Origin of the sequence: Acetobacter oryzoeni (assembly GCF_004014775.2) — a bacterium.
In the GTDB taxonomy this organism is placed as follows: domain Bacteria; phylum Pseudomonadota; class Alphaproteobacteria; order Acetobacterales; family Acetobacteraceae; genus Acetobacter; species Acetobacter oryzoeni.
This window is the reverse complement of sequence record NZ_CP042808.1, coordinates 2,560,910-2,586,920: the sequence shown is the minus strand read 5'-3', so window position 1 is coordinate 2,586,920 and position 26,011 is coordinate 2,560,910. Positions and strand designations below refer to the sequence as shown.

The following is a 26,011-nucleotide window of genomic DNA, read 5'->3' as shown; positions in this document are numbered from 1 at the left end:
CTGCGTGTGACAGATTTTTTCTGGCACAGAACAGGCGAGGCCGGTAGATGACGCACATGGTAAATGCAGTGGCGGATGGCCGGGTGGATAAAATGACCTCACAGGCTGAAAAAACTTCAGGATCTGGTGTTGTCTCTGCACCGCCTTCCAAGTTGACTGTTGGCCGAGGGCGAGATCATCGGATTGATGCCATGCGTGGTGTGGCGTTGCTGATGATGTTTATAGACCACATCCCTCAAAACCTGCTCAACCGTTTTACCATGCGCAATGTCGGGTTTGCAGATGCGGCGGAAGTGTTTGTGCTGCTTGCGGGCTATGCATCATGGTTGGCATATGGGCGTGGCTTTAAAAAATATGGTGTGCCCACAATTCTCAAGCGGATTTTCCGCCGGTGTGTGCAGCTTTACATTGGCCAAACCATTATGGTGGCAGCTTACGTCTTTACTGTACGGGCATGGCGCCATTTTACGCCGGTTTCAGTCGATTATCTGGAGCCAGAACTAGCACATGGCATGGGCTGGGTCTGGCGTGTGATGATGTTTGATGCCTTGCCCAGCAATCTCAATATTCTGCCACTTTATATCGTTCTGCTGGGTGGGTTCCCGCTTTTTTATGTGTTGATGCGTGTGCACCGCTCACTTGCGCTCGTGCTGTCTGGTGCTGTGTGGCTGTTTGTCAATTTTGATCCGGAAATAAACTTTCCCAACTGGCTGGACCCGGATGGATGGTATTTTAATCCGTTTGCATGGCAGTTTCTGTTTGCGCTGGGGCTGACTGCTTCTGCCGAAACAGAACGGCGGGGGGGGGATCTGCCACGTAAGCGGTTACTGGTGATCGCCAGTATTTTGTATCTGGTGTTTTCTGCCATTCAGGCGTTCCCATGGACATTGTGGGGGCTGCCAGATTTCCGCCCGTTTGGAGATTCCATAGCGCCTGCCAAAACATGGCTTTCTCCGTTTCGTCTGCTGGATGTTGTGGCCATTTTTTATCTGGTTCAGTCTTCAGATAAAGCGCGGCAGTGGGCAGCAGAAAGCAAGCTGGGGCAAATTCTGGCGCGGGTTGGCCGTCATTCGTTGGAAATCTTTGTGGTTGGCACGGTGCTGGACCTATACGCGCGGCTCATTTTCAGCACGTTTGGTGAAGGCTGGGGCTTGCAGGTGGCGGTTAACATTGTGGGGCTGGCAGTTCTGTTCTGGCTGGCAGCTTGGCTGGATGCCCGCCGCACACGCCAGCGTGCTGCGTTGGCGGCCAGTAAGTAACGCAGTGTTGGCCGTATTACGTAAGGAAACACCATGTCTTTCACCAAGCTTTCTTCCCTGTCGCATGTGGCCCGGCTTTTGCGGCATAAAAAGCCTGTAAAAATGACGTTGTTTGGCTCTTCCTCTACAGAAGGCGTGGGCGCTTCATCAATTGCGGCCAGTTACGCAGGTGTTTTTGAGCAAACATTGCGTGCTGCCGTGCCGGATAAGCTGGAAGTCATCAATCGCGGTATTGGTGGGCAAGGGGCTGTGCAGATGCATGCTCGCTTGGCGCAGGTTCTGGCAGACAAGGCTGATCTTGTAATCTGGCAGGGCGGTGTAAATGACCCGCTAACAGGCGTAAATCTGGCAGACTTTGAGCAGCTAACGCGAGATGATCTGCAAGCGCTGCGCGAAAACGGAGCAGACATTGCGCTTATGGATTTGCAATGGTGCCGTTTGCTGGATGAATGCCCTCTGGCCCCGGCTTTTCAGACATCTGTGCATGCACTGGGGCGGGAACTGGAAATGCCTGTGTTCCCACGTTTTGATTTAATGAAACAGTGGAGCAAAACATATGGTTTGGGGCGGGAAGATCTTTCGCCCGATGGCATCCATATGGGTGATATTGGTTACCGATTGTTAGGTGAGGCCGTAGCGAAGTGGGTACTGGAACTGGCGGAGGGGTAACGGCTTTAAAACCGGGCTGATAGAAGCGGAACAACAAGCCGCCTGTGCAAAGCGGGCTGACCTTTCAGCATGTTCATGCCATAAACTCAGAATACATTTTCCTGCCGCTGTCTGACAGAAAGACTGTTTCTTCCATGCATATATCTGTCCGTTTTGCCCGTGTTTTTTCTCTGTCTGGCCTTTTGCTGGCAGGTGCAAGTTTTGTGCATCCTGCACAGGCAGATCAGGCTGCCACGGCTGCGCCGCCTGTAGTGGTTGCGCAGCGCGTGCCAGAAAGCTTTGCAGATCTGGCCGCAAAACTTCTGCCTGCTGTGGTGAATGTATCTACCACCCAGACTGTGCGGGCAGATTCGGACGATGATGAAGAAGATGACCAACTGCCACAGATGCCCAATTTTCCGCAGGGCTCTCCGTTCGAGAAATTCTTTCATGATTTCATGAACAGGCAGACAGAACCGGATGCACCGCCACGGCGGATGCAGGCATTGGGTTCTGGCTTTATTATTGATCCTACCGGTTACATTGTAACCAATAACCACGTTATCCGTAAGGCAGACCGTATTACAGTTACCTTGCAGGATAACACGGTGCTGACAGCCAAAGCTGTGGGCCATGATGACAGAACAGACCTTGCCCTACTGAAGGTGGAAAGCAAAAAGCCTCTGCCTTTTGTGCAATTCGGTAATAGTGACAGCCACCGGGTAGGGGATTGGGTGCTGGCCATTGGCAACCCGTTTGGTCTGTCTGGCACTGTTACGGCAGGTATTATTTCCTCACGCGGGCGCAATATTGATCAAGGCCCGTATGATGATTTTATCCAGACGGATGCGCCCATCAACAAGGGCAATTCCGGTGGCCCGCTGTTTGATATGAATGGGCAGGTTATTGGCGTAAATACAGCCATTTATTCGCCCTCCGGTGGGTCTGTTGGTATCGGGTTTGCCATTCCTTCCAACGAGGCCCGCAATGTGGTCGAACAGCTGCGTAAAACCGGTAAGGTGTCACGCGGGTGGCTGGGTGTCAGAATCCAGAATGTCACGCAGGATATCGCCGATGGTCTGGGCCTTACGCCAGCACGTGGCGCTTTGGTGGCTGGGGTGGAAAAAAATGGCCCAGCAGCCAAAGCAGGATTGCAGACAGGGGACGTGATTCAGGCGCTTAATGCGCAACCGATTGAAGGCAAGGCATTGCCACGCCTTTCTGCCCAACTGCCGGTGGGAAGTGTGGCGCATCTTGGCGTATGGCGGCATGGCAAAACTCTGGATCTGCCTGTTACTATTGCGGCCTTGCCTGAACCTGCGGATGAAACGCCTCAGAAACCAACGGCTCCATCTAAAACCAAGGAAACTGTCAGTTTTGCAGATTTTGGTTTTTCTGTTGGCATCATTGATACGGCAGCCCGGCAGAAATACGGTCTGTCTGCCAATCAGAAAGGGGTGCTGGTCACATCCGTGCAGGAAGATGGCCTTGCCGCAGACCGAGGGCTAAAGCCCGGAGATGTGATTACCGAAGTGCAACAGGCTGAGGTGAACACACCAGCAGATCTGAAAAAGCGGATTGAAGCCGCCAAGAAGGACAAAAAGCGGTCCGTACTGCTTCTTGTGCATGATTCGGACGGTTTGCGCTGGATTCCGTTTTCCTTAACGGGTGAAGATACGTCTCAATAAATGGTTCCATTTTCTATTCAGGCGCCATGGCTGAACAACGCCGTGGCGCGGCAGACCGTACGGCTACTGAGTGCCGTTGGCCTTTCTGGTTTTATGGTGTGGCTGACTAATCTGCAGGAGCCGGGCTGGGCCATTATTACGTCCGTTATTGTCACGCAGAACAGTATCACGGATACCATTTCCAAAGGACGGGATCAGATTGTTGGCACCCTTATTGGGGCGGCTGTCAGCATTGTACCTATTACACTGATGATGTTTTTGCATTGGCCTTTGTGGGAGGCCTTTGCCATTGCTTTTATACCACTTGCCGTATTGGTAAGCTGGAAGCCCGCCGCGCGCATGGGTGTGGTGACACTCATGATTGCGACTTTGTTCCCCACAGAGGGAGATCCCTATCTTCGCCCCATCGAGCGTGTGCTGGCTATTCTGATTGGGGTGGGGGTTTCCACGTTGGTAACGTACGTTGTGCTGCATGAGCAGGCACGGCGAGATGCTTTTCGCAACGCAGCGGAAACAGTGACGCAAATTGTGGCCATGTTGCAGAAAGCCCGTTCTGGAGACACAGATTGGGTGACCATTCAGGATATGAATGATGATTGCGCAGCTTCTTTGCGCAAGGTGCAGGCCGCGTTGGAAGAAGCGCGGCGTGAACACTGGAAGCCGTTAGAGCAACGAGACCCCATGCTGGCGCAACTTCCCAAGGAAGTGCGGCAATTGCAAATGGACGCATTGGTGGTGGCCCGTGCCATGCTGCGTTTTCCACACTCTGGCGCCACTATTCCTGCACAACAGGTGGCCACCATTAGCGCTGGTCTTTTGCGTGGGTTTCAGTGGGTTATCCAGCGTTGTAATGATGAAGCCACAGCCCGTTCAGGGGATGACAGCCGCGTGGCCGCAGAAGTTATTTCAGCCCTTCCGGCTGAAGATGAAACGGCAGACCCTATTATACGTTTTGTTGTGGGAATCCTGCTGACAGATCTGAAACATATTATCAGTTTTCTGGGCGAGGATGATGCAGATCGGCCTTGATCTTCAGGTAGGTCAATCTGTTTGAAACGCTATAAACCTGTCTGGCGGCCGGAGTGCTTGAGGCATGATGAAGCCCCATTGCGGCTGACAGCGGAGAAATGGGGCAGGCAATGGTGAGTGATCTCAACACGGTTGTGCGTGTGCATCAGACAGGCTCCCCCGAGGTATTGCGTGTTGAAACGTTACCTGTGCCAGAACCTCAAAAAGGAGAGGTTCTGCTGCGGCAGGAGGCCATAGGTGTTAATTTTATAGATACTTATTTCCGTTCCGGCCTCTATCCATTTCCGACTTTGCCAGCAACTCCCGGAAATGAGGGGGCAGGTATTGTGGAAAAACTGGGTGAAGGCGTACAGCATCTTCAGCCTGGAATGCGGGTTGCCTACGCTGGAGTTTTGGGGGCCTATGCCCGTTATCGCACCATTCCAGCAGACAGGCTTGTGGTGCTGCCAGATACTATTCCGTTTGATATTGCAGCAGCAGTGACCTTACGTGGCCTTACGGCCCATATGTTGTTGCGCCAAGTTTACCATGTGCGGGCAGGGCAGGATATTCTGGTTTATGCCCCAGCCGGAGGGGTAGGGCAGCTTGTCTGCCAGTGGGCGCGTCGCTTGGGGGCCCGTGTGATAGGCGTAACATCTACAGAGGAAAAAGCGGTCATTGCCAAAGCGTGTGGCGCTTCAGACGTTGTGATTGGAACGTCAGATTTACCTGCCCGGATAAGAGAGCTGACTGACGGGAAAATGGTGCCTGTGGTATATGATAGCATTGGGCGCGATACCTTTGAAACCAGCCTGAACTGCCTTGCCCCACGTGGGCTTATGGTCAGTTATGGAAATGCATCCGGGCCGGTGACGGGGATATCTGTGGGCACCTTGAGTGCGCATGGCAGCTTGTATCTGACACGCCCTTCTCTGACGACATATATTGCAGATCGTAAGGAGTTGGAGGCAAGCGCGCAGGAATTGTTTGCGATGGTAGCGCAGGGTGTGTTGAAGCCAGAAATTGGCCAGCGTTTTGCGCTTAAAGAAGCAATGCAGGCCCATAGGGCGTTGGAATCGCGCAGCACAACAGGCAGTACGATTCTGACAGTCTAGGTTTTTGCGCAGCTGTCATGAACATGCGCCAACACGCATTTCAATGGCATGACGTGCAGGCGCGTATAGGGTAGGATAACTTATCTGCCTGATTGTAATGGGCGGAATAGATCAAGGATAACAGAACATGTCCAAGTGTGCGGTTAAGTGCCCGAAATCTCCGTGTGTGCGTGGTCTTCTGGTTGCCGGACTGATTGCAACAGTGGTGTATTTCCTGCGTAAGAAGAAGTCCTGCGCATAAAATTTGCTTCTTGCAGATTTCATGCAGCAAAGCCCGTCTGGTCTGCCAGACGGGCTTTCTGTTTTCTGCTCGCGCCGTTGTCAGACCCCATAACATGGCGTCATGGCTTGTGTTATGGTGAAACCATTGTATCACGGGCATTAAAATAACCCAGTGTCTGGCGCATGGCTGCATCAGACTGATGTTGGAAAGGATTAAGAGCGTTGCATCCTCTCGTTTCCCGTATGTCTTCTTTGGTCACAGGTTCAGTGGCCGTGTGCACGCTCGCTGTAGCTGGCTTGGCTGCTGCTCCTTCCGCAGCTCATGCTCAGGCTTCCGTGCTTCTGAAAAACCAGACCGCAACCGCTGTGGTTGAAACAGTGGACCGTGATGCGCGTGAAGTGCTGCTGCGCGAAGGCAATGGGCATCTGATTACCGTTGAATACGGTAGCGCTGTGCGTGATCTGCCGCATTTGCATGAAGGTGATCACCTCAAGATTCGGTTTGTGGAAACGCTGGGCGCACAGATGGCTCCGCCGGATAGCCCGCTGCCCGAATCCACGCTCACAACAGCACGTGGTTATGCGCATGGTCATCCACGCGGCGTGATTGCAGCTTTCAACCGTGAACGTGGCACCATCAAGGCAATCGACCTGAAAACGCACACGGCTTCCTTTGTGACGGACGATGGCGCGCTGCATGTTGCTGTTCTGCGCACACAGGCCATGCAGGATTTTCTGGCGACCCTGAAAATTGGCGATGTGGTGGATATTACGCGTGCGGAATCCATCTCCTACGTTATCACCAATGAAAACGTGCCGCAGCCGCCAACCAATGGTCAGCAGCTTGCTGTTCCGGCTGGTGATAGCGTAGCCGCTACGCCTGCTCCGGCAACACAGGCTGCCCCTCCGGCGGCTCCGCTTGAAGCGCCTCCTGTCGCTGGTCAATAAGTTTCATTGTGTTCGGGATATCATCTCTGTTGCGGTGATATCCGGCTTGTTTGAAACATCATAAAAAAAACCCCGGTGGATTATTTTCCACCGGGGTTTTTTGTAACTTATACGCTCACAAACTGCGTTTTAACGAGGTGTGCGCCGCGTAAGCTGGCTGACATCCCTTACAGCACCACGGGCAGCACTGGTGGTGAGGGCTGCATAGGCTTTCAGTGCGTTGGAAACCACGCGGTTACGCTTGGGCTGCCATGCCTGATCACCCTGATCATCCATGCGGGCGCGGCGGTCAGATAGCTCGCTTTCTGGTACAGCTACAGCCAGTTTGCGGTTCGGGATATCAATTTCAATAATATCACCTTCCTCAACCAAGCCGATCACGCCACCTTCGGCAGCTTCAGGGGAGATATGGCCAATAGAAAGGCCAGAACTACCGCCTGAAAAACGTCCATCCGTAATCAGAGCGCATTTTTCAGCCAGCCCTTTGGATTTCAGATAGCTGGTGGGGTAAAGCATTTCCTGCATGCCGGGGCCGCCTTTGGGGCCTTCATAGCGGATCAGCACTACATCACCAGGTTTGATTTTGTCGCCCAGAATGGCGGAAACAGCGGCATCCTGGCTTTCAAAAATACGGGCCGGGCCAGAAAATGTTTCCAACCCTGCGGCAACGCCTGCTGTTTTAACAATGGCGCCATCTTCAGCCAGATTGCCGTACAGAACAGCCAGACCGCCATCCTGATTATAGGCGTGTGCCCCGTTACGGATGGCACCGTTTTCCGTATCCATATCCAGTTCATGATACTGGCTGGACTGAGAGAACGCTTCCGTAGTGCGCACACCGCCCGGAGAAGCACGGAAGAAGTCTCGCGCTGTGGTGTTGGTTTCAGCACCCGGAGCACGAATGTCCCATTTTTTCAGGGCTTCGGGCAGGTTGGCAGAATGCACCATAGGCACATCGCGGTGTAACAGGCCAAGCCGATCCAATTCACCCATAATGGCCGGAATGCCACCCGCACGGTGCACGTCTTCCATATGCACATCCGGGCGGGAAGGCGAAACCTTGCACAGATGCGGCACCTTGCGGGAAAGGCGATCAATGTCCTTCATGGTAAAGGGCACATCGCCTTCATGCGCAGAAGCCAGAAGATGCAGCACAGTGTTGGTGGAACCACCCATGGCGATATCAACAGACATCGCATTTTCAAACGCATCCATGGTGGCAATGCTGCGTGGCAGCACAGAGGCATCTTCCTGCTCATAATAACGGCGGGCCATATCCACAATGCGCTGCCCGGCTTCTACAAACAGGCCACGGCGTGCGGAATGTGTGGCTACAAGGCTGCCATTGCCGGGCAGGGAAAGGCCCAGAGCTTCTGTCAGGCAGTTCATGGAATTGGCGGTGAACATGCCGGAACAGGAGCCGCAGGTAGGGCAAGCCGAACGTTCAATGGCGAGCGAATCGGCATCGCTTACATTCGGGTTGGCTGCAGAAACCATGGAAGTGACAAGGTCTGCCCGCTGTTCAATATCCGCCAGTGTTACGCGTCCGGCTTCCATCGGGCCGCCGGAAACAAAAATGGTGGGGATATTCAGCCGCATGGCGGCCATAAGCATGCCCGGCGTAATTTTATCGCAGTTGCTGATGCAAACCAGTGCATCCGCACAATGTGCGTTCACCATATATTCCACGGCATCGGCAATCAGCTCGCGCGAGGGTAGGCTGTACAACATGCCGCCATGGCCCATGGCAATGCCATCATCCACCGCAATGGTGTTGAATTCACGGCCAATTCCGCCAGCTTCGGCAATGGATTGGCACACAAGCTGGCCCATATCCTTAAGATGCACATGGCCGGGCACAAATTGGGTAAAGGAGTTGGCAACCGCAATAATGGGTTTGCCAAAATCGGAGTCTTTCATCCCGGTGGCGCGCCACAGGCTGCGAGCGCCTGCCATGTTGCGCCCGTGTGTGGTGGTGCGGGATCTGTAACCGGCCATGGTGGGGTCTTCTCTCTGGTTTCTGTCTGCTGTGTGGTTCCGGAGCAATCTGGCGTCCGCCAGATATATGGGGGCTGCACATTAGACTACAAAGAAACTTCTGTCAGGCCAGGATTACGGCCGAAGGGCGGATAGTGGTTTTTCCTGCTACAGTTTTATGACAAATCTGCTTTTCTCCAGCTTTCTTGCGGGGATTATGTTGCAGGAGACGGAGGCGTTCAGTATTCCTCCTCGCATCCGGCGGACGTTCGGAACGGAGAGCAGATGGAAATTTCCGCAAGGCAGCCCCTGCCCGCAACAAAAAAGAACCACCCAGCCGGAGGTGTTCGCACAGCAGATCCTTTCTTTAGGATGCTGGTGATGGCAACCGGTATTGGTGTTCTGGTGGTGCTGGGGGCCATTATTGGTGTGATGGCAGTAGGAGGCTGGAAAGCCTTTGCTGTTTTTGGCCCTGAATTCCTTATATCTGCGGTGTGGAACCCTGTTACCCAGCATTTTGGGGCAGCGGCACCCGTTTTTGGCACCATTGTTAGTAGTGCGATGGCGCTTGTTGTGGCCGTGCCATTGGCTTTTGGTACTGCATTCTGGCTTGCAGCACTTGCCCCTCCGGCAGCCGCAGCTTTTATTGGCATGGCTGTGCAGCTTCTGGCTGCTGTGCCTTCCATTATTTTCGGGATGTGGGGCTTTTTTGTGGTGGTGCCGTTGGTGGCCCACTATGTGCAGCCTACGGCCCGGCATCTGTTCGGGCACGTGCCTGGGCTTTCTGCGCTTGTAGCTGGTGCACCATTTGGCACGGGCTTGTTCACCGCCAGCCTTATTCTGGCAATCATGATTACGCCTTCCATTACCGCCGTGATGCGGGACGTGTTTGTTTCCATGCCAACGGTATTGCGTGAAAGTGCCTACGGCCTGGGCGCTACGCGGTGGGAGGTTATGCGCAACGTGGTGTTGCCGTGGTCTCGGCAAGGTGTGATTGGCGCGGTTGTGCTGGGCATGGGCCGCGCCATGGGTGAAACAATGGCTGTGACCTTTGTTATTGGTGATAGCAACCATATCGGTTGGTCACTTTTCGCCCCGGCTAACACCATTGCTTCTCTTATCGCTCTGGAATTCCCTGAAAGCGCGGCAGGTAGCTTGAAGTTGGCGTCTCTCATGGCGCTGGGGGCTATCCTGATGGCAATTTCATTCCTGACACTCTGGTTCTCTCGCTGGCTTCTGGCCCGTGGGCAAAAAGCTGCGGGAGGTTAAGAATGGCTACGTCACGTTCTCTCCTTCGGTCTGATCGTTCTGCCTCGCTTCTATTGCGCAGAAAAATCACCGACAGAATGGCAACCGGTCTGAGCTGGCTGGCCATGCTGATTGTTGTGTGTGTTTTGGGGTCCATTTTGTGGACACTGATTAAAAACGGGTTGGCTGGGCTGAGCATTAACCTGTTTACGCATTCCATGGCGGCACCGGGCCAGAATGGTGGGCTGGCAAACGCCATTATGGGTAGCCTTTTGCAAACCGGGCTGGCCATTTTGCTGGGCACACCAGCCGGGCTGCTGACAGGTATTTATCTGGCAGAATACGGAGCAAATAGCGTGCTGGCGCGCACGGTGCGCTTTGTTTCTGACATGCTGCTTTCTGCCCCATCCATTCTGATCGGTCTGTTTATCTATATGGTGCTGGTGGCGCCGCTGGGGCATTTTTCTGGTTATGCGGGGTCTTTGGCTCTTGCCATTCTGGCTATGCCGATTGTGGTGCGCACAACAGAGGACATGCTTTATCTGGTGCCCGTTGCCATGCGCGAAGCAGGTATTGCGTTGGGTGCCCCCAAATGGCGGGTCATTCTGTTTATCTGCCTACGTGCAGCGCGCGGTGGCATTCTTACTGGTGTGTTGCTGGCCGTGGCACGTGTGGCGGGTGAAACAGCACCGCTGCTGTTTACATCACTGGGGAACTCCGAGTGGTCTGTTGATATGAACAGGCCCATGGCCAGCCTGCCCGTAGCTATCTACCAGTATGCAGGTTCCGCTTATCAGGATTGGATGCAGCAGGCCTGGACAGGTGCGCTGCTGGTTACACTTGGTGTATTGGTCATTAATATTGTGGTGCGGGTAGGAACCCGTGGAGGACGGACATGAGCGTAGAGGTCCAAACGGAAACCGTTGCCGCAGAGCAGACAGTGACTGTTGCTGAGACAGAAAAAGATGCCCGCCCGATTGCCTTGCAGGTGCGGGATCTGAATTTCTATTACGGCAAGTCACACGCGCTGCACGATATTTCTCTTAATTTTCCCGAACGCAGCGTAACGGGCATGATCGGTCCATCAGGGTGTGGTAAATCTACCCTGCTGCGTGTGTTAAACCGGATGTATGACCTGTATCCGGGCCAGAAAGCCACGGGCGAAGTCATATTTGATGGCCAGAATATTCTGGCCGCCGGGGTGGACTTGAACGTTCTGCGTTCTCGCATTGGTATGGTGTTTCAGAAACCCACGCCATTCCCGATGTCCATTTACGATAATATTGCTTTTGGTATTCGGCTGCACGAGCGTGTTTCCCGTTCAGAAATGGATGGACGGGTAGAGGATGCTCTGCGGCGCGTGGCTTTGTGGTCTGAGGTGCAGGACAGGCTCAGCAGTTCTGCTACGGCCATGTCTGGCGGCCAACAGCAGCGTTTGTGCATTGCGCGCACAATTGCTGTACGGCCTGAAGTTATTCTGCTGGATGAACCTACAAGTGCGTTGGATCCAGTTTCCACAGCCCGTATTGAAGAACTTTTGGATGAACTGAAAACGGAGTTCACCATTGCTATTGTAACGCACAACATGCAGCAGGCTGCGCGGTGTGCGGATCAGGTGGCGTTTTTCTATATGGGCAAGCTGATTGAAGTGGACAGCACGGCACGTATGTTCACAACCCCGCGTGAGCAGCAGACGCAGGATTATATTACCGGCCGCTTTGGGTAAGCAGAAAGGAACACGTTATGGGAAACGAACCCGCACATACCGTTACCCGATACGATCAGGAGCTTGATCGGCTGCGTGGAATTGTTGCCCGCATGGGTGGTTTGGTGGAACGCCAGACAGCGCAGGCCATTGCCGCAGTGGTGGATCAGGACGAAGAAGCCGCGATTGAACCACCTGAACTGGATACAGAGGTGGATGCGCTGGAGCGTGAGGCAGAAATGCTGGCGATCCGCATTCTGGCTCTGCGCGCGCCAATGGCGGTGGATTTGCGCATGATTGTTGCCGTTCTGAAAATGAGCGGTGATCTGGAACGTATTGGCGATTATGCCTCCAGCATTGCCCGCCGCGCCATGAAGGTGGAACCGCTGGACGGTGCATTTTCCTTTAGCCCATTACGGGCCATGGCGCGCCTTGTTCAGGAAAACCTGCACAAGGCTATTGAGGCTATGGTGGAAAATGACAGCACCCGCGCCATGGAAGTGTGGAATGCGGATACGGCTGTGGATGAGCTGTATACAGCCATGTTCCGCGAACTAGTGACGTATATGATGGAAGACCCGCGCAAGATTGGCCCGTGTATCCATCTTCTGTTTGTCGCGAAAAATCTGGAACGCATTGGTGATCATGCCACCAATATTGCAGAACGGGTTTATTACGCTGTTACCGGCAATATGCTGCCTGCAGTGCGCCCGAGAGGCGGAGCTGCCAGAAAAGACGCCAACAAACAGTCTTGATTGTCTAAAAGTAAGGATTGGCGGGTTTTTACCTTTTAAAGGTACGCGCCAATCCTTCTTGCAGGTCTATGGGGTACACACCCAGAAAATCCTGCATCTGCGAAATATCAAAATTTTTGTTTTCAAGTAGACGCCGAATTTCATCCGGCCCAATTTCAGGTAGCCTGGGAACCCGAGCTGTTATACGGGCACACGCCATAAGCAGTTTGGCGGATAATGAAATAAATGGGCGCGAGCGTAATCCGCTAGCCTGTTCTACCAACGTTACAAACTGTTTGTAGGTTACGGCATTTTTCCCGGCAATCACAAGGCTGCGTGGGCCATGCCATGTTTGTGCAAGTGCGGCCAGAATACTGGCAGTCACATCTCCCTGCCAGATGGGTTGCACCAAAGCTGTGCCGCCATTGGGCAAAGGGATAACAGGCAAAAAACGTAGGAGTGCCGCCAGACGCTGCACGTTATTTTCACCCTGTGCACCATAAATCATGGTGGGGTGTAAAATAATGCCATCTCGCCCGGAATCCAGCAGGGCTTTTTCACCCAACAGAACCCCATTACCGTGTGCATCGGGCCAGCGGGTAAATTTGCGCGTGCTGCCCAAACATACCAATTTGGCAGAAGCAGGTGCCGCAGCTAGCAAGGCTGGGATATTACGCGCATGCGCTGTGCAAACAATACGCGTGGCATCTGCCAATGCGGGTTTTACCAGCTCAGTAGGGGCTGTGAGATCAGCAACGCGGATATTTTCTAATCCTGCTGCCCGACTGGCGTTACGCACAATCGGAACAACAGGAATACCCTGATCTCGCAAAGCCTGACACACAGCTTGCCCGGAGCGGCCTGATGCCCCGATAACATGCACAGGCTCTGCCGCAGGTTGGGATGTCTGAGGAGGCAGCATTACGGCGTATGCAGGGAAAGGCCGACCTGCTGCGCAATTTGTGGTGCCACGCCCACAGCCCCCAAAGAAGCCAGAACTGTCATGAGGGGAAGAGGGCGCTGTGGCTGGATATAGATGTCCAGCGGGCCTTTTTCAGGGTGCAGAGCATAGGCAAGTGCTTGCGTTAGAATCGGGTTGTTGCCCTGTTTGGTCTGTTCCTGCCAGCCGGACAGCATATCCTGCAGGTTCATGTTGCGTGCCTTGGCAGCCTGATCCAGTATTTTAGGCACAAGCCCATGATCCATATAGTTCATGTGCATGTGTAAAACCTGCATATCTGCATTTGCAGCTACCACAGTATGAGAACCTGCCTGGGCAAAATCTCCATCCAGATGCAGGCGGCCCATCTGGGCGGCATCTACACTCAATTCTTCAATATGCAATTTGTCTGTTTTGAGATCATGCGTGTCGTTCAGAACCACAGAGGCACGTAGGCGATCATAACCTAGGGCGGGTAGCCACGACATATTGGGCAAGCTGGGCCAGAGTTCTGCATCCTGTACGCTGGAAACTTCCTGTTCAGCCGCTTCAGACCTGCTGGAATGGGAAAGAATTTTTACAGCGCGTAGAAGCGGGCTGTCACCATCAATGGCAAGGTGGTCAATCTGGATATCGCGGGTGCCATTGCGGCCGGTATAAGCTGTTCCGGTTGTAAGGCTATTGTACAGTCCGGCCAGATCCAGCCCATCAATGCCCACATGGTCAGCAGAAACATGGCGTGCAGGCGGCACATCCGCAGAAAATTGTAGCTTTGTGGCCTCAAGGTGTGAGGCCATGCTTTCTCCAAAGTCATCTACCGTAACGGTATCGGCTGCAATATCGGATTGCAGGCTATCAATAAACCCGTGCAGCTTTGTGGCCTCTGCATGCTGGATAGAAAGCGTATGCGCTGGTGTGTGCACATCTTCCTTTACAGGGAGTGTCACGCCCTCCATGGCCAGTTTTGCCAGATGCAGGCTGCCTGCCGTATCTGCCATTTGAAAGTTGCGGAAGGTAAGATGCTCAATAAGTGGAGACTCGGAGCCTTTGGTAACAGGCTTGGAAACCTCTGCTTCATCTGCAGTTATGGTTTCTGGCCCTTGGCGGAACACGAGGCTGGTAAACTTTACACTGCGCCCCAGCACACCGGGTGTGGCTTTCTTATATGTAAAAGAAGCATCAGGCCCCAAGGTTTGCCTAAAACGCTCTATGCTTTTGTCCAGCATAAGGTGTTCGGCATGGCGTGCACCAAGCCAACCAATGCCACCTAGAATGGCAATGCCGGAAATCATGACCAGAACGTTCTTCTTCACCCGTTGGAAATCCTACTGTTTCGGGACACAAAACCAGCTTTAGTGCATGGCGGATGGGGCTGCAAGCGCCGATACGGTAATATGTTACCTATAGAAAACCCCCTGAAAATACAGACATCAACGCAAACAGTGCTTGACCTTTTGTTTTGAGCACCGCATAAGGCGCCATCTTGGATACACAACTGTTCTAGTATGGAATCAGTGTCATGAAGACCACCCTCTCGCTGAAGCCCGCGGAGGTGACGAAGAACTGGATCCTGATCGATGCCGAAGGTCTCGCTCTAGGTCGTCTCGCCGTCATCATTGCCCAGCGCCTGCGCGGCAAGCATAAGCCTCAGTTTACTCCGCATGTTGATTGCGGTGACCACGTTGTTGTCATCAACGCGGAAAAAGTTGCCCTGACAGGCCGCAAGGCTGATCAGAAGCTCTTCCACTATCACACCGGTTACCCCGGCGGCATCAAGGAACGTACTGTAAAGCAGCGCCTTGAAGGCAAGAATCCGGGTCAGCTGGTTGAAAAAGCTGTGGAACGCATGATCACACGCGGTCCGCTGCAGCGTCAGCAGATGCGCAGCCTGCATGTTTATGCTGGTTCAGAACACCCGCATGCTGGCCAGAACCCCCAGCAGCTTGATGTTGCGGCCATGAACCGCAAGAACGTTGTTAACGTGCAGAAGGGCTGAGCAGAATGTCTGAAACTCAGGAACGTACAGGCACGCTGGCCGATCTGAAGACCGTGGTTCCAGAAATTGCTTCTGACGCCCCGGTTTATGAAGCCAAGCGTGACGCTCAGGGCCGCTCCTATGCAACGGGCCGTCGTAAAGACGCAGTTGCTCGCGTGTGGATCAAGCCTGGCAAGGGTGAAATCACCGTTAACGGCCGCCCGGTTGGCACCTACTTTGCGCGCCCCGTGCTGCGTATGCTGCTGACCCAGCCTTTCCTTGTATCTGACCGCTACAACCAGTTCGATGTGGTTTGCACCGTAACCGGTGGTGGTCTGTCTGGTCAGGCAGGTGCTGTTCGTCATGGTATCAGCCGTGCGCTGACACATTATGAACCAGAACTGCGCAGCATCCTTAAGGCTGCTGGCTTCCTTACGCGTGACTCCCGTAAGGTTGAACGTAAGAAATACGGTCGCGCCAAAGCACGTCGTTCCTTCCAGTTCAGCAAGCGCTGATCTGTCGGGAAAAACGGTTTACCGTTTGGCAAAAACGGGTGGGGAAGAAATTCCCCACCCGTTTTTTTTATGGCGTCATGAAAGTTTTGGCATCTTGCGCAAGGGCTGCGCGGCTGTCTGCACGGATATAAAGCATATGCCCGCCGGGGTAGGTATGCAGAGCAATACGGTTTCTGCCTACAGGGATATGCTCAGCAACCCAGCGTGATGAAGCAAAGGGGCAGACCAGATCATAATACCCGTTGGCAATAAAAACCCGTAATGTCGGGTTAAGTGCTAAAAGACGGCGGAGAGTAGGAATGGGGCGGATAAGAGGGGTGCTTCCATCTCGATAGTCCCACGCTTCATTCACCTTCATGTTCAATAGTGAATAAGTCAGTGGCGTGCGAAAGTTCAGGTTTGTTGCGGCATATTGCTCAAATGCACTGCCATAGGCACGCGTAAAGCCATCCAGAATCGGGTCTGGGCTTGCACCATTTTCCACACCTTCGGGGAATGGATCGGCAATAGAAAACGTACCATCGTACAAAGAATAAAGTCGCCCACCACGGCTGCGCACATCATGAGCTTCTGGTTGCAGCATGCCGCTTTCTTTTACGACAGTTTCAAGCGGTATGCCGGAATGCGCGGCAACGTCTTCATAAAAATCTTGTGCAGCATTTCCGGCAAGTGGCGTATTGGCCAAGGTGCTGAGGTATGGGCCAATGGCGTAATGGTATGCGCTATCCAAATGTCCGGCGGCATTTTCTGGTGTGAGCTTATGTTGGAGCGCCAGTTGGGATGCTTCCAGAGAGGGCAGGACAAAGCTGGTTGCCAGAATATCGTTGGTTGTGTCCAGCAGTGTCATATCCAGTGCAGGTGAGATCATGATGATCCCGTTGACCAGAATGTTTTGTTCTTGCGCGAGGGCATCTGCAACTTCAATTGCTCGTAGGCCACCGTAACTTTCACCCGCAAGATAGCGTGGAGAAATCTGCCGATTATTGCTTTGTGCCCAAAGTTGAATGGCCTTGGCAAATGCGTGGGCATCCTGTTTGACACCGTAAAATGTCTTGGCGGCTTTTTTGGCATCTGTGGGGATAGACCAGCCCGTGCCGGGTGCATCTATAAACACAAGATCCGCTGCAGCCAGCCAACTTTCAGTGTTGGGAGTAAGCTGGGCATTGGCACCATCTGCCGGGTTGCCATTGGGGAAAGAGAGAACGGAAGGTCCAGCTGCACCTAAATGCAGGTAAGCCGTGCCTGCACCCGGGCCGCCGTTAAAGAAATAGGCAACGGGCCGATGTGCCGGATCTACACCATCCTGCGTATAGGCAACGTAAAAAACACGTGCTGTAGGGGCGCCCTCATCATCCCGTAGCGTCAGGGTGCCGGTATGGGCTGTGTAAGAGATCTTGCGCTTATCAAAAATGCCAGTGTGATGCGTGATGGCATCCTGAGGCAGCAGGGCTGCTTCATTGTGAAATGTATCTGTTTGCGTTTGTGCCGGAGCTGGGCCTGTTAATGGGGGTATGGGCTTGGTTGGCGGTGGTGATGGCTCGGTTGCGGCTATGGCTGCGGTAGATAGGCTAAGGGCAACCGCCAAAGAGCCAGCAAGCTTCAGCTTGCTAAAACTTGGCCATTTTGCCGGGTAGAAAACAGATTTTATCACGATACGCATGATCCTTGAGTTTCTCGAAAATACTTGTCGCTATGCTGCGTCTGCAATCGTGTTCTCGCAAGGGCCGGGGTGGACTATTTTTTGCCAGAATTACATGTCTAAAAATTCATTAACGCTCCACTTCGTGTGGACAGAATTGAAGAAAGAATAGGTTATTATGAGGTTTATTCAGAAATTTGCGGTGATGAGTTTATCTGTGGCAGCGTTGGCTGGCACGGCATCTTTGGCACATGCTGATCCATGCCTGTCTCTGACAGGTTGCCTGCAACAGGACGCACAAGACCAACTGAATGCAACGCGTGATAGCGTGCGTAATGATGCCAATAATCTGACATCTGGTTTTAGAAACAGTGGTCAGGCTGCGCGGGATCAGGTGCGCAACAGTTGGAATAACAGCACTGAAGCAACGCGTGAACAGCTGCAGGCACAGCGTGACCGTGTCACCAACGCGGAAAAGAATGTGCGGGATCGCTGGAATAATAGCGGTGAGGAAGCACGTGAGAAACTGCAGGCACAGCGTGACCGTGTCACCAATGCGGAAAAGAGCGTTCGGGATCGTTGGAACAACAGCGGTGAGGAAGCGCGTGAAAGACTACAGGCGCAGCGTGACCGCGTAACCAACGCAGAAAAGAACGTTACAGACCGTTGGAACAATGCGGGGGAAAATACGCGTAAGGCTTGGAAGGCTCAGAAAGACCGGGTTTCTTCAGACCTGCGCGATGCAACCACTCTGCCGCCTTTGTAAGGCTGGCTCAAACTGCATCAGGCCGCTTGAATGCGGCCTGATGGGTTGAGGAGTACAAAGTTATTTTGACTTACGCTTGCGGGAAGAACCGTTTTTGCTGGCACCTTCCCGACGTGGCGCAAAAGAGCGGCCACCTTTTGGTTTTCGATCAGCATAAGCTGGGCGAGGCCCGCCACCACCACCGCCGCCTTTGCGGGGTGCTGCTGCTGGTTCTACTGTAATTTCATCCGGGTCCGTGGCAGAGGCGCAAGACGCAAACTGCTCGGCTTTATCAGGAGAAATTTCAACCAGTGTGTGGTCCTGCGTGATACGGATAGAGCCGATATCCTGCTTTTTAATATTCCCCAAGCGGCACAGCATGGGCACCAGCCATTTGGGGTCTGCCCGATCTTCACGGCCAACAGAAAGGCGGAACCATTTGCCATCCATCGCAGGGGCGCGTTCTCTTTCGCGCACAGGGCGGTTTGGATCACGCTCACGCGGAGCACGACGAGCATCTGGTGTAATGACGCGCACAGAAACAGGTGCCGGCAGGCTTTTATGCCATAGGCCAACAAGGGCTGCAGCCAACTGTTCTGGCGTGTGTTCAGCTGTAAGGCGGCCGATTAGCGTTTGCGTTTCTGCATCTTCTGGTGCTGGAGCAGAAAGGAACGGAGCACCTAACAGGCGTTCGGCATCGGCCGTGGCAATGGCAGCCGGGGTAGGGGCACCACTCCATTCTGCGGTAACCTTGGCAGCCTGAAGCAGGCGCTCTGCCAATCTTCTACGTGCGGGCGGTACCAGCAACACACAGGTACCTTTTTTGCCCGCACGGCCTGTACGGCCGGAACGATGCAGCAGGGTAGCTGGGTTGGAAGGCAGGCTGGCATGAATAACCAGCCCCAAATCTGGAATATCAATACCGCGGGCAGCCACGTCTGTTGCCACGCACACACGGGCTTGGCCGTGGCGCAGGCTTTCTATGGCGCGGCTACGCTCGTTCTGCCCCAGATCACCTGAAATGGCGACGGAGGAAAAACCGCGTTCTGTCAGAATCGCCTGCAACTGGCGCACCGCTTCACGTGTGTGGCAGAAAACGATGGCAGCGGAGGATTCCATCAACCGCAGCACGTTTACAACCGTGCCAGCCATATCGCCCTGTTCTGTCAGAACGGCGCGGTAGGTAATGTCGGCATGGGGAGTGTTAGCACCTACTGTATCAATGCGCAGGGCATCGTGCTGATAGCGGCGTGCAAGGGCTGCAATATCGCGTGCAATGGTTGCGGAAAACAGCAGGGTGCGCCGCTCTTTGGGCATGGCGTCCAGCAGGGTTTCCAGCTCATCACGGAAGCCGAGATCAAGCATTTCATCTGCTTCATCCAGCACCACTGCTTTGAGGTGTGAAAGATCAAGCGCACCGCGGCGCAGATGGTCACACAGGCGGCCCGGTGTGCCCACAACAATGTGGCAGCCAGAGGCAAGAGCGCGGGCTTCCTTGCGGGGTTCCATGCCACCAACGCAGGAAACAATGCGTGCACCGGTTTCGGCATACAGCCATTCCAGTTCACTGCGCACCTGCAAGGCAAGTTCACGCGTGGGAGCAATAACCAGAGCGATAGGCGCGCCAGATGGCACGCAGCGGCCTGCATCATTCAGCAGCAGGTCAGCCAGCGTTAGGCCGAAAGCAACAGTTTTGCCAGATCCGGTGCGGGCTGAAACCAGCAGGTCGCGATTTTTGGCATCATCGGCCAGAACGGCGGCCTGAACAGCGGTAGGAGCAGTAAAGCCACGTGCAGCAAGAGCACGAGCGAGAGGGGCAGGAGCATTCTGAAAAGGCATACAATCCGGATCCGGGCAACGGGAATAGAAATGCGAGATAAAGGTTCCTGCCCGGAAAAGCTAGTAGTTTGACGGCAGAACCCTGTACTGCATGATTTTATAGCACAGGAATTATGCGCTTTTACTGGAAAGGAAGATAGCGGAAATCCATAAAAACCTGGCTCATACCAGCACTTGGGGCGCCACCCAGCCCTTCCCAGGCCTTGCGGCGGGAATAAGCAAGCTGCAAACCGGCTTCTACAGTGCCGTAATGGCCCTTGAAGAAACGATACCACGCGCCAACGGTTGCTTCCATAACGCTGCGGGTGTTGCCTGTGCAGCCAAGGGTTGAAAGCTCTGTGGCCATTTCAACATTACAGCCGCTGTTATCAAACGATGGGTTGCCATACCCATAGGCAGAGCCATTGGCATCAAAGTAACGACGTCCAGCCTGTTGGTAACCAAAATAGCCATACACATCGATAAGCTGGTTGGGGTGGGCAATCACGCCAGCCGTGCCTTGTACGGATGGAATGGGTGAGGGCTCGCCTCTGGAATTGAGGGTGGCATCAGGAAGCAGCACGGAGCCATAGCGGCCAATACCTACCCCAGCCAAACCAGCAAGCCGTACTTCCACCTTATGCGGAAGGACGGGAAGCACCACAGAGCCACCGCCACCGCCAGCAATGGCAGTATGGTTGCGTCCGCCACCAAGTTCGGAAACGCGGGTATGGGGGAAGTGCAGAATACCCTCAACTTCGTAATGGCCCCAGTGTGGGTCCCATGCCAGTTTACCAATAATGTCTGGGGCAATTTCGTTGGGGAAGAGGGCATTGTTTGTCAGACCGGTGCCGTCATACCCAACAGTTGCTATGCGTCCGTTTGGCAGGCGTACCTGCCCGTCTGTCACGCTTGAAAAGCTATCAACATTATACAGCGTGGCCGAGTTTTCGATGGAAAGACCTGCCCATAGTCTGTGCTGGAAGAAGTCTTTTACAAAGCGGAACTGGAGCTGCCGCGCCCATGTCTGGCCTGCCAGCATGGAGGATTCGATGGTGAGTGGCAGATTTTCCTGGCGAGGAATAATACCCACGCGGCCCGGTGTCAGCATGCTCCATGCTTGTCCGGCCAGAAAGTGGAAGTTCAGAGCACTGTTATCGTAGGCCATATAAAGCTGACGCATACGGAAGGTGTAACTGTTACTTTCGTATGGATCTGTTGTGGAAGCACCTGCCCCAAAGTCCATTTCGTAAAACCCGGAAATGGTGGAGTTCTTATCTACGTTTCCGCGGGCCATAAGGGATATACGGCTGTAACGTGCGCTGCCTTCAAAGTTATCGGTATGATAACGGGCATCGCCTTTGTAAGGCATGTCTGCCCAATAGTTAAAGGTGCCGGTAGATGTGTGGCGGTTTGATTCCACAGCTGCCGCATCCAGAAAACCACCCAAAATCAAGGTTATTGGCCCTAGGTGGAACACGCCGTGGTCACCCAGCGCACCGGCGGCCTGTGCGCCAGCCGTTTCACGCTGGTGCGGGCCAACCTGGTTTTCTGCAATGCGGGCAATCATGTCTTCCGCACGGTGCCCAACAACAGATTCCACTTCAGGGGTATCATTTTTACCAGAAAATACCGGCTGCGCATCTGGGCCCATGGCATGGCGCATGGAGCGTGTGGAAGCTGGTGCGCTAATGCCCGGATCTGTGGAGGCGGTGCTGGCAATCGTGCCATCCTGCATGGCAACAGTAACGCCAGAGCCAGAACTGGCAACGGCATGGTGGCTGCCAGAAACAGCCCGCGCTGTAGTGGAAGTGCCATTACCGGCGTGTACAGTGCCGCGGCGCTGGGCAATCTGTTTTTGCACGCTTACGAGTGCTTTTTGCAATTCGCGCTGTTCGGTTTGAATGCGCGCAATCTGCTGTTCCAACGCATCAAGCGAGGCCGCATCATCCGCTGCCGCATAGGCGTAGTTCATGGCCATTCCGCCAGAGGCCAGCACAGTGCCCATGCATAGGCCTGTTTTGATATGACGTGCCATGCGGCAGGAAAACTGGCGGAAGATGCGCATTCGCTTTTCAAATATTGTTGAAGTGGTTCTTGTATGAAGGTGAACCATTTTCCTTAGCTTGTCGTAAAGAGCTCTCTCCTTAAAAAATAATTTCAGGGAAAAAAGATGTGCGTTAAGCAACAGGCGTTGGTTTTTATTATGCTCTGTTTGGTAAAGGAATATTTTTATGGCCAAGATGATCCACAGCATGTTGCGGGTGTTGGACGAGGCGCGTTCCACGCATTTTTACGCAGATACGCTTGGCATCAAACCTGTGGGTCGGTTTGAATTTGAGAGTTTTACATTGGTGTATCTGGCCAATGATGAGCAGACTTTTGAGCTTGAACTCACAATCAATCACGGACGTACAGAACCTTATGATCTAGGGGAGGGTTACGGCCATCTTGCTGTGTCTGTTGCGGATGTGCAGGCAGAACACGATCGTATGGAAGCAGCCGGACATCCGGTTACACCGGTTAAAACGCTGGAAAATAAAGGTCAGGTGGTTGGGCAGTTCTTTTTTCTGACCGACCCGGACGGTTATAAAATTGAAGTATTGCAGCGCGGTGCCCCGGGGCGCTTCCTGTAAGCACGTTACAATTATGCCAGTAGAGCGCGGGAAAGACCGATTTCCGGGCCTGCTGGCTGCTTTCTCTCATGGCATCGGCGCTTAAAGTGGCGTATAAGCCACAGCATGCTGACATCTTTCCGTAAAATGCATGGTCTGGGGAATGATTTCGTCATTCTGGACGAGCGCGGTGGGCATTTGTCCCTTACGCCAGCCCGTATAGCTGCCTTGGCGCATAGGCGCCGTGGTATTGGGTGTGACCAGTTGGTGACGCTGCGCCCTGCCTGTGCAGAAGGGGCAGATGTTTTTGTGCGTTTTTTCAATCCTGATGGATCAGAAGCAGGTGCGTGCGGAAATGCTTCACGTTGCGTGGCAGATCTGATCTGGCGGGAAACGGGAAACAGAACACCTGTATTGCAAACGCGTGCCGGGTGTTTGCCTGCCCGGATAGAAGAAAACGGCCTGATTACGGTAGATATGGGTGAGCCCCGCCTGAATTGGCAGGATGTGCCTTTGGTTGCGGAAATGGACACCCTGCATCTGCCATTGGAGGGTGATCCTGCCGCGGCATCTATGGGGAACCCGCACGCAACGTTTTTTGTGGAAGATTTTGCACGTCTCTCGCAAGGGGATGCGCTGGAACATGATCCGCTTTTTCCTGAACGGGCGAATATCGGGTTTGCGCGTATTGATGGGCCTGCACGTATGCGGCTCAAGGTGCATGAACGCGGTGCCGGTGTAACAGAAGCCTGTGGTTCAGGTGCATGTGCTGCCGTGGTGAACGCAGCACGGCGCGGTTTGATCGAGCGTGTGTGTGAAGTGGAGTTGGACGGTGGCGTTCTGCGGATTGAATGGGCAGCCAACAATCATGTGCTCATGACAGGGTCTGCAACAACAGCTTTTGAGGGGGCGGTTGATCTGGCCGCGTACCCGGAATGAGCAAGCCAGAAATTCTCACATTTGGCTGCCGTCTGAACACATGGGAAAGTGAAGTGATGCGTAACCACGCAGCTTCCCTGGATAATGTGATTATCGTGAACACCTGTGCCGTTACGGGAGAAGCAGAGCGGCAGGCGCGGCAGGCTATTCGGCGTGCGCATCGTGAAAACCCGGATGCCCGCATTGTGGTTACTGGATGTGCGGCCCAGATTAACCCCGAAAGCTGGAGCGATCTGCCCGGCGTAGCCCGTGTGCTGGGGAATGAGGAAAAGCTGAAGGCCGAAAGCTGGTCTGCTTCAGCCTTGTCTGAGCCACTTGCTGTGTCCGATATTATGGCAGCCAAGGAAACGGCCGCGCATCTGGTGACTGAGTTTGCAGGTCGCACACGGGCCTTTGTGCAGGTTCAGCAAGGGTGCAATCATCGGTGCACGTTCTGCATTATTCCTTTTGGGCGTGGGCCGTCTCGGTCTGTCCCTGTGGGGGCAGTGGTGGAGCAGGTGCGGGCTCTGGTGCAATCAGGGTATCGGGAAGTGGTGTTGACTGGGGTGGATATGACATCTTGGGGGGAAGACCTGCCTGGCAAACCGGTGCTTGGTCAGCTTTGCCGCCGCGTGTTGCGCCTGGTGCCAGAACTGGAGCGCATGCGCCTTTCTTCGGTTGATCCGGTCGAGATTGATGAAGATATCTGGCAGCTTCTGGCTGAAGAGCCGCGTTTTATGCCCTATCTGCATCTTTCCTTGCAGGCTGGGTCTGACCTTATTCTTAAGCGCATGAAGCGGCGGCATTTGGTGGCAGATGCAGCACGCGTGGTAGAACGTGCGCGGAACCTGCGGCCAGATATTGGTATTGGCGCGGATGTTATTGCGGGTTTTCCAACAGAAGACGAATCGCTGTTTGAAGAAACCCGCAGTTTTCTTGCACAGCAGGCGCTGCCGTATCTGCACGTGTTCCCGTATAGTGAGCGGCCTGGAACGCCTGCAGCGCGTATGCGTGCAGTGCCTGTGCCTGAACGCAAGGCGCGTGCCGCGCAGTTGCGGGAAGTGGGGGCAGCCTCTGCCGCCCGGTATTATGAAAGCCTTATAGGTCAGCCCTTACGTGTGCTGATGGAAACCCCAACCACCGGCCATAGTGAGCAGTTTGCGCCGGTGCGGCTTGCGCAGGGTGAAGCCGAGGTGGGGGAAATTATAACCCTTCAGCCCACAATGGCCGAAAGTGCAGGGCTGGTGGTGGAAAGGATCTGAGATGGCGCTTGGTTTTTTCTCTCGTCTCAAGCAGGGATTGTCACGTTCTACCCAAAAGCTGGGTGGGGGTATTACGGGCATTTTCACCAAGCGCAAGCTGGATGACGAGGCACTGGAAGAGCTGGAAGATCTGCTGATTACAGCAGATATGGGGCCGGCTGTTGCAGAGCGTATTATCGAATCCTTCCGATCCTCCCGTTTTGGCACTGAGGTGACGGACGAAGAAATTCGCACCACCTTGGCAGACGAAATTGCCACCATTCTTGAGCCAGTTGCCAAACCTTTTGAGCCTGACCCCGCGCACAAACCGCATGTTGTGTTGGTGGTGGGGGTAAATGGTGTGGGTAAAACAACCACCATTGGCAAAATGGCCCGCTTTTTTACTGAGGAAGGTAAGAAGGTGATGATGGTGGCGGGTGATACCTTCCGCGCCGCTGCGGTGGAGCAACTGCAGATTTGGGGGGAAAGAACCGGTTGCCCGGTTATTGCTGGCCCCCCGGGTGCAGATGCCGCCGGTTTGGCCTTTGAAGCGCTTAAACGCGGTAAGGCTGAAGGGGCTGATCTGCTGTTTGTGGATACGGCTGGCCGCTTGCACAATAAAAGTGCGCTGATGGAAGAACTTGCCAAGATTATTCGCGTCATGCGTAAGTTCGATGAAACGGCACCACATTCCGTGCTGTTGGTGCTGGATGCCACAACTGGCCAGAATGCTGTGGAGCAGGTGCGGGTGTTTCGCGAACTTGTGAATGTGACCGGTTTGGTGGTGACAAAATTGGATGGTTCTGCCCGTGGAGGCATTGTGGTGGCGCTGGCTGATCAGTTTGGCCTGCCCGTGCATGCCGTGGGTGTGGGTGAACAGGCAGAAGATCTGCGACCTTTCTCCGCAGTGGATTATGCACGCGGTTTAGTGGGTGTGGCTGACACAGTCTGATTTTTTGTGGAGAATTATGGTGGAAAAGACAGATTTTGATGCTTCTATCCATCATGGTTTCTTGACAGGATATGACAGCCCCGTTAGCAAGCGCCTGCACC

The 26,011-nt window shown here is 54.0% G+C and carries 23 protein-coding genes; 17 read left to right on the top strand and 6 right to left on the bottom strand.

Annotation, left to right across the window (positions count from 1 at the left end; translation table 11 throughout):
• Positions 1-47: 47 nt before the first annotated feature.
• The 6 genes from EOV40_RS12060 to EOV40_RS12030 all read left to right on the top strand — a co-directional run bounded on the left by EOV40_RS12060 (position 48) and on the right by EOV40_RS12030 (position 6,888).
• Entirely contained in the window at positions 48-1,259 is a 1,212-nt protein-coding gene (locus tag EOV40_RS12060; RefSeq protein ID WP_050818643.1) for an OpgC family protein, read from the top strand.
• A gap of 33 nt (positions 1,260-1,292) precedes the next feature.
• Positions 1,293-1,928 carry an SGNH/GDSL hydrolase family protein gene (locus tag EOV40_RS12055; protein WP_128106082.1) on the top strand — a complete coding sequence of 212 codons (636 nt, stop codon included), beginning with the start codon at positions 1,293-1,295 and terminating at the stop codon, positions 1,926-1,928.
• Positions 1,929-2,062: 134 nt separating this feature from the next.
• Positions 2,063-3,595 (top strand): DegQ family serine endoprotease, encoded by a 1,533-nt coding sequence (locus EOV40_RS12045; RefSeq protein WP_050820280.1) that lies wholly within the window; start codon positions 2,063-2,065, stop codon positions 3,593-3,595.
• Complete coding sequence (locus tag EOV40_RS12040; RefSeq protein ID WP_128106080.1) at positions 3,596-4,624, top strand: FUSC family protein; 1,029 nt, start codon at positions 3,596-3,598, stop codon at positions 4,622-4,624.
• A gap of 98 nt (positions 4,625-4,722) precedes the next feature.
• On the top strand, positions 4,723-5,718 hold the full coding sequence (locus tag EOV40_RS12035; RefSeq protein WP_128106079.1) for a quinone oxidoreductase family protein: 996 nt from the start codon (positions 4,723-4,725) through the stop codon (positions 5,716-5,718).
• Between the two features lie 465 nt (positions 5,719-6,183).
• Positions 6,184-6,888: a hypothetical protein gene (locus tag EOV40_RS12030; protein WP_050818639.1), complete on the top strand. Its 705-nt coding sequence runs from the start codon at positions 6,184-6,186 to the stop codon at positions 6,886-6,888.
• A 129-nt stretch (positions 6,889-7,017) separates the two neighbouring features.
• Here the strand turns inward: EOV40_RS12030 and ilvD are convergent, their stop codons facing one another.
• Complete coding sequence (gene ilvD, locus EOV40_RS12025; protein WP_128106078.1) at positions 7,018-8,886, bottom strand: dihydroxy-acid dehydratase; 1,869 nt, start codon at positions 8,884-8,886, stop codon at positions 7,018-7,020.
• A 264-nt stretch (positions 8,887-9,150) separates the two neighbouring features.
• On the opposite strand from ilvD, the gene pstC reads away from it, so the two are divergent.
• From pstC to phoU, 4 genes are read left to right on the top strand one after another with little or no spacing between them, the layout of a single operon-like run.
• Positions 9,151-10,134, top strand: a complete 984-nt coding sequence (gene pstC / locus EOV40_RS12020) for a phosphate ABC transporter permease subunit PstC (protein ID WP_014457531.1) — start codon at positions 9,151-9,153, stop codon at positions 10,132-10,134.
• A gap of 2 nt (positions 10,135-10,136) precedes the next feature.
• Complete coding sequence (pstA, locus tag EOV40_RS12015; protein WP_050818637.1) at positions 10,137-11,012, top strand: phosphate ABC transporter permease PstA; 876 nt, start codon at positions 10,137-10,139, stop codon at positions 11,010-11,012.
• Positions 11,009-11,839, top strand: a complete 831-nt coding sequence (gene pstB, locus EOV40_RS12010; RefSeq protein ID WP_003624643.1) for a phosphate ABC transporter ATP-binding protein PstB — start codon at positions 11,009-11,011, stop codon at positions 11,837-11,839. The genes pstA and pstB overlap by 4 nt, the downstream gene beginning before the upstream one ends.
• Positions 11,840-11,856: 17 nt before the next feature.
• Positions 11,857-12,573 (top strand): phosphate signaling complex protein PhoU, encoded by a 717-nt coding sequence (gene phoU, locus EOV40_RS12005; RefSeq protein WP_050818636.1) that lies wholly within the window; start codon positions 11,857-11,859, stop codon positions 12,571-12,573.
• A gap of 28 nt (positions 12,574-12,601) precedes the next feature.
• Here phoU and EOV40_RS12000 read toward each other — a convergent pair whose 3' ends face one another.
• Together EOV40_RS12000 and EOV40_RS11995 are read right to left on the bottom strand one after the other, a co-directional pair.
• On the bottom strand, positions 12,602-13,474 hold the full coding sequence (locus tag EOV40_RS12000) for an SDR family oxidoreductase (RefSeq protein WP_128106077.1): 873 nt from the start codon (positions 13,472-13,474) through the stop codon (positions 12,602-12,604).
• A complete protein-coding gene (locus EOV40_RS11995) occupies positions 13,474-14,805 on the bottom strand; it encodes a hypothetical protein (protein ID WP_128106076.1) in 1,332 nt (443 codons plus the stop codon). The genes EOV40_RS12000 and EOV40_RS11995 overlap by 1 nt, the downstream gene beginning before the upstream one ends.
• A 206-nt stretch (positions 14,806-15,011) precedes the next feature.
• On the opposite strand from EOV40_RS11995, the gene rplM reads away from it, so the two are divergent.
• Entirely contained in the window at positions 15,012-15,488 is a 477-nt protein-coding gene (rplM, locus tag EOV40_RS11990; RefSeq protein ID WP_128106075.1) for a 50S ribosomal protein L13, read from the top strand.
• A gap of 5 nt (positions 15,489-15,493) precedes the next feature.
• Entirely contained in the window at positions 15,494-15,982 is a 489-nt protein-coding gene (gene rpsI / locus EOV40_RS11985; RefSeq protein WP_003624653.1) for a 30S ribosomal protein S9, read from the top strand.
• Positions 15,983-16,049: 67 nt separating this feature from the next.
• On the opposite strand, the gene EOV40_RS11980 is transcribed toward rpsI, so the two are convergent.
• Positions 16,050-17,642 carry a S10 family peptidase gene (locus EOV40_RS11980; RefSeq protein ID WP_128106074.1) on the bottom strand — a complete coding sequence of 531 codons (1,593 nt, stop codon included), beginning with the start codon at positions 17,640-17,642 and terminating at the stop codon, positions 16,050-16,052.
• 184 nt (positions 17,643-17,826) lie between these two features.
• Here EOV40_RS11980 and EOV40_RS11975 point away from each other — a divergent pair, with 184 nt between their 5' ends.
• Complete coding sequence (locus EOV40_RS11975) at positions 17,827-18,387, top strand: hypothetical protein (protein ID WP_230844588.1); 561 nt, start codon at positions 17,827-17,829, stop codon at positions 18,385-18,387.
• A 60-nt stretch (positions 18,388-18,447) separates the two neighbouring features.
• Here the strand turns inward: EOV40_RS11975 and EOV40_RS11970 are convergent, their stop codons facing one another.
• Together EOV40_RS11970 and EOV40_RS11965 are read right to left on the bottom strand one after the other, a co-directional pair.
• On the bottom strand, positions 18,448-20,205 hold the full coding sequence (locus EOV40_RS11970) for a DEAD/DEAH box helicase (protein ID WP_128106073.1): 1,758 nt from the start codon (positions 20,203-20,205) through the stop codon (positions 18,448-18,450).
• A gap of 121 nt (positions 20,206-20,326) precedes the next feature.
• Positions 20,327-22,372, bottom strand: coding sequence for a hypothetical protein (locus EOV40_RS11965; RefSeq protein WP_128106262.1), 2,046 nt, complete (start codon positions 22,370-22,372; stop codon positions 20,327-20,329).
• A 46-nt stretch (positions 22,373-22,418) separates the two neighbouring features.
• Here EOV40_RS11965 and EOV40_RS11960 point away from each other — a divergent pair, with 46 nt between their 5' ends.
• From EOV40_RS11960 to ftsY, 4 genes are all read left to right on the top strand, one after another.
• Positions 22,419-22,820 carry a VOC family protein gene (locus tag EOV40_RS11960; protein WP_003624126.1) on the top strand — a complete coding sequence of 134 codons (402 nt, stop codon included), beginning with the start codon at positions 22,419-22,421 and terminating at the stop codon, positions 22,818-22,820.
• A gap of 105 nt (positions 22,821-22,925) precedes the next feature.
• Positions 22,926-23,738, top strand: a complete 813-nt coding sequence (gene dapF / locus EOV40_RS11955) for a diaminopimelate epimerase (RefSeq protein ID WP_128106072.1) — start codon at positions 22,926-22,928, stop codon at positions 23,736-23,738.
• Entirely contained in the window at positions 23,735-24,979 is a 1,245-nt protein-coding gene (gene mtaB / locus EOV40_RS11950; RefSeq protein WP_128106071.1) for a tRNA (N(6)-L-threonylcarbamoyladenosine(37)-C(2))-methylthiotransferase MtaB, read from the top strand. Before dapF ends, mtaB begins: the two co-directional genes overlap by 4 nt.
• Position 24,980: 1 nt before the next feature.
• On the top strand, positions 24,981-25,910 hold the full coding sequence (gene ftsY, locus EOV40_RS11945; protein WP_050818627.1) for a signal recognition particle-docking protein FtsY: 930 nt from the start codon (positions 24,981-24,983) through the stop codon (positions 25,908-25,910).
• Positions 25,911-26,011 lie beyond the last annotated feature (101 nt).

Excerpts from the sequence above, each read along its gene's own strand:
- EOV40_RS12060 (WP_050818643.1), top strand. The coding sequence starts at position 48 with ATGACGCACATGGTAAATGCAGTGGCGGATGGCCGGGTGGATAAAATG.
- EOV40_RS12055 (WP_128106082.1), top strand. The coding sequence starts at position 1,293 with ATGTCTTTCACCAAGCTTTCTTCCCTGTCGCATGTGGCCCGGCTTTTG.
- EOV40_RS12045 (WP_050820280.1), top strand. The coding sequence starts at position 2,063 with ATGCATATATCTGTCCGTTTTGCCCGTGTTTTTTCTCTGTCTGGCCTT.
- EOV40_RS12040 (WP_128106080.1), top strand. The coding sequence starts at position 3,596 with ATGGTTCCATTTTCTATTCAGGCGCCATGGCTGAACAACGCCGTGGCG.
- EOV40_RS12035 (WP_128106079.1), top strand. The coding sequence starts at position 4,723 with ATGGGGCAGGCAATGGTGAGTGATCTCAACACGGTTGTGCGTGTGCAT.
- EOV40_RS12030 (WP_050818639.1), top strand. The coding sequence starts at position 6,184 with ATGTCTTCTTTGGTCACAGGTTCAGTGGCCGTGTGCACGCTCGCTGTA.
- ilvD (WP_128106078.1), bottom strand. The coding sequence starts at position 8,886 with ATGGCCGGTTACAGATCCCGCACCACCACACACGGGCGCAACATGGCA.
- pstC (WP_014457531.1), top strand. The coding sequence starts at position 9,151 with ATGGAAATTTCCGCAAGGCAGCCCCTGCCCGCAACAAAAAAGAACCAC.
- pstA (WP_050818637.1), top strand. The coding sequence starts at position 10,137 with ATGGCTACGTCACGTTCTCTCCTTCGGTCTGATCGTTCTGCCTCGCTT.
- pstB (WP_003624643.1), top strand. The coding sequence starts at position 11,009 with ATGAGCGTAGAGGTCCAAACGGAAACCGTTGCCGCAGAGCAGACAGTG.
- phoU (WP_050818636.1), top strand. The coding sequence starts at position 11,857 with ATGGGAAACGAACCCGCACATACCGTTACCCGATACGATCAGGAGCTT.
- EOV40_RS12000 (WP_128106077.1), bottom strand. The coding sequence starts at position 13,474 with ATGCTGCCTCCTCAGACATCCCAACCTGCGGCAGAGCCTGTGCATGTT.
- rplM (WP_128106075.1), top strand. The coding sequence starts at position 15,012 with ATGAAGACCACCCTCTCGCTGAAGCCCGCGGAGGTGACGAAGAACTGG.
- rpsI (WP_003624653.1), top strand. The coding sequence starts at position 15,494 with ATGTCTGAAACTCAGGAACGTACAGGCACGCTGGCCGATCTGAAGACC.
- EOV40_RS11980 (WP_128106074.1), bottom strand. The coding sequence starts at position 17,642 with ATGCGTATCGTGATAAAATCTGTTTTCTACCCGGCAAAATGGCCAAGT.
- EOV40_RS11975 (WP_230844588.1), top strand. The coding sequence starts at position 17,827 with ATGAGTTTATCTGTGGCAGCGTTGGCTGGCACGGCATCTTTGGCACAT.
- EOV40_RS11970 (WP_128106073.1), bottom strand. The coding sequence starts at position 20,205 with ATGCCTTTTCAGAATGCTCCTGCCCCTCTCGCTCGTGCTCTTGCTGCA.
- EOV40_RS11960 (WP_003624126.1), top strand. The coding sequence starts at position 22,419 with ATGGCCAAGATGATCCACAGCATGTTGCGGGTGTTGGACGAGGCGCGT.
- dapF (WP_128106072.1), top strand. The coding sequence starts at position 22,926 with ATGCTGACATCTTTCCGTAAAATGCATGGTCTGGGGAATGATTTCGTC.
- mtaB (WP_128106071.1), top strand. The coding sequence starts at position 23,735 with ATGAGCAAGCCAGAAATTCTCACATTTGGCTGCCGTCTGAACACATGG.
- ftsY (WP_050818627.1), top strand. The coding sequence starts at position 24,981 with ATGGCGCTTGGTTTTTTCTCTCGTCTCAAGCAGGGATTGTCACGTTCT.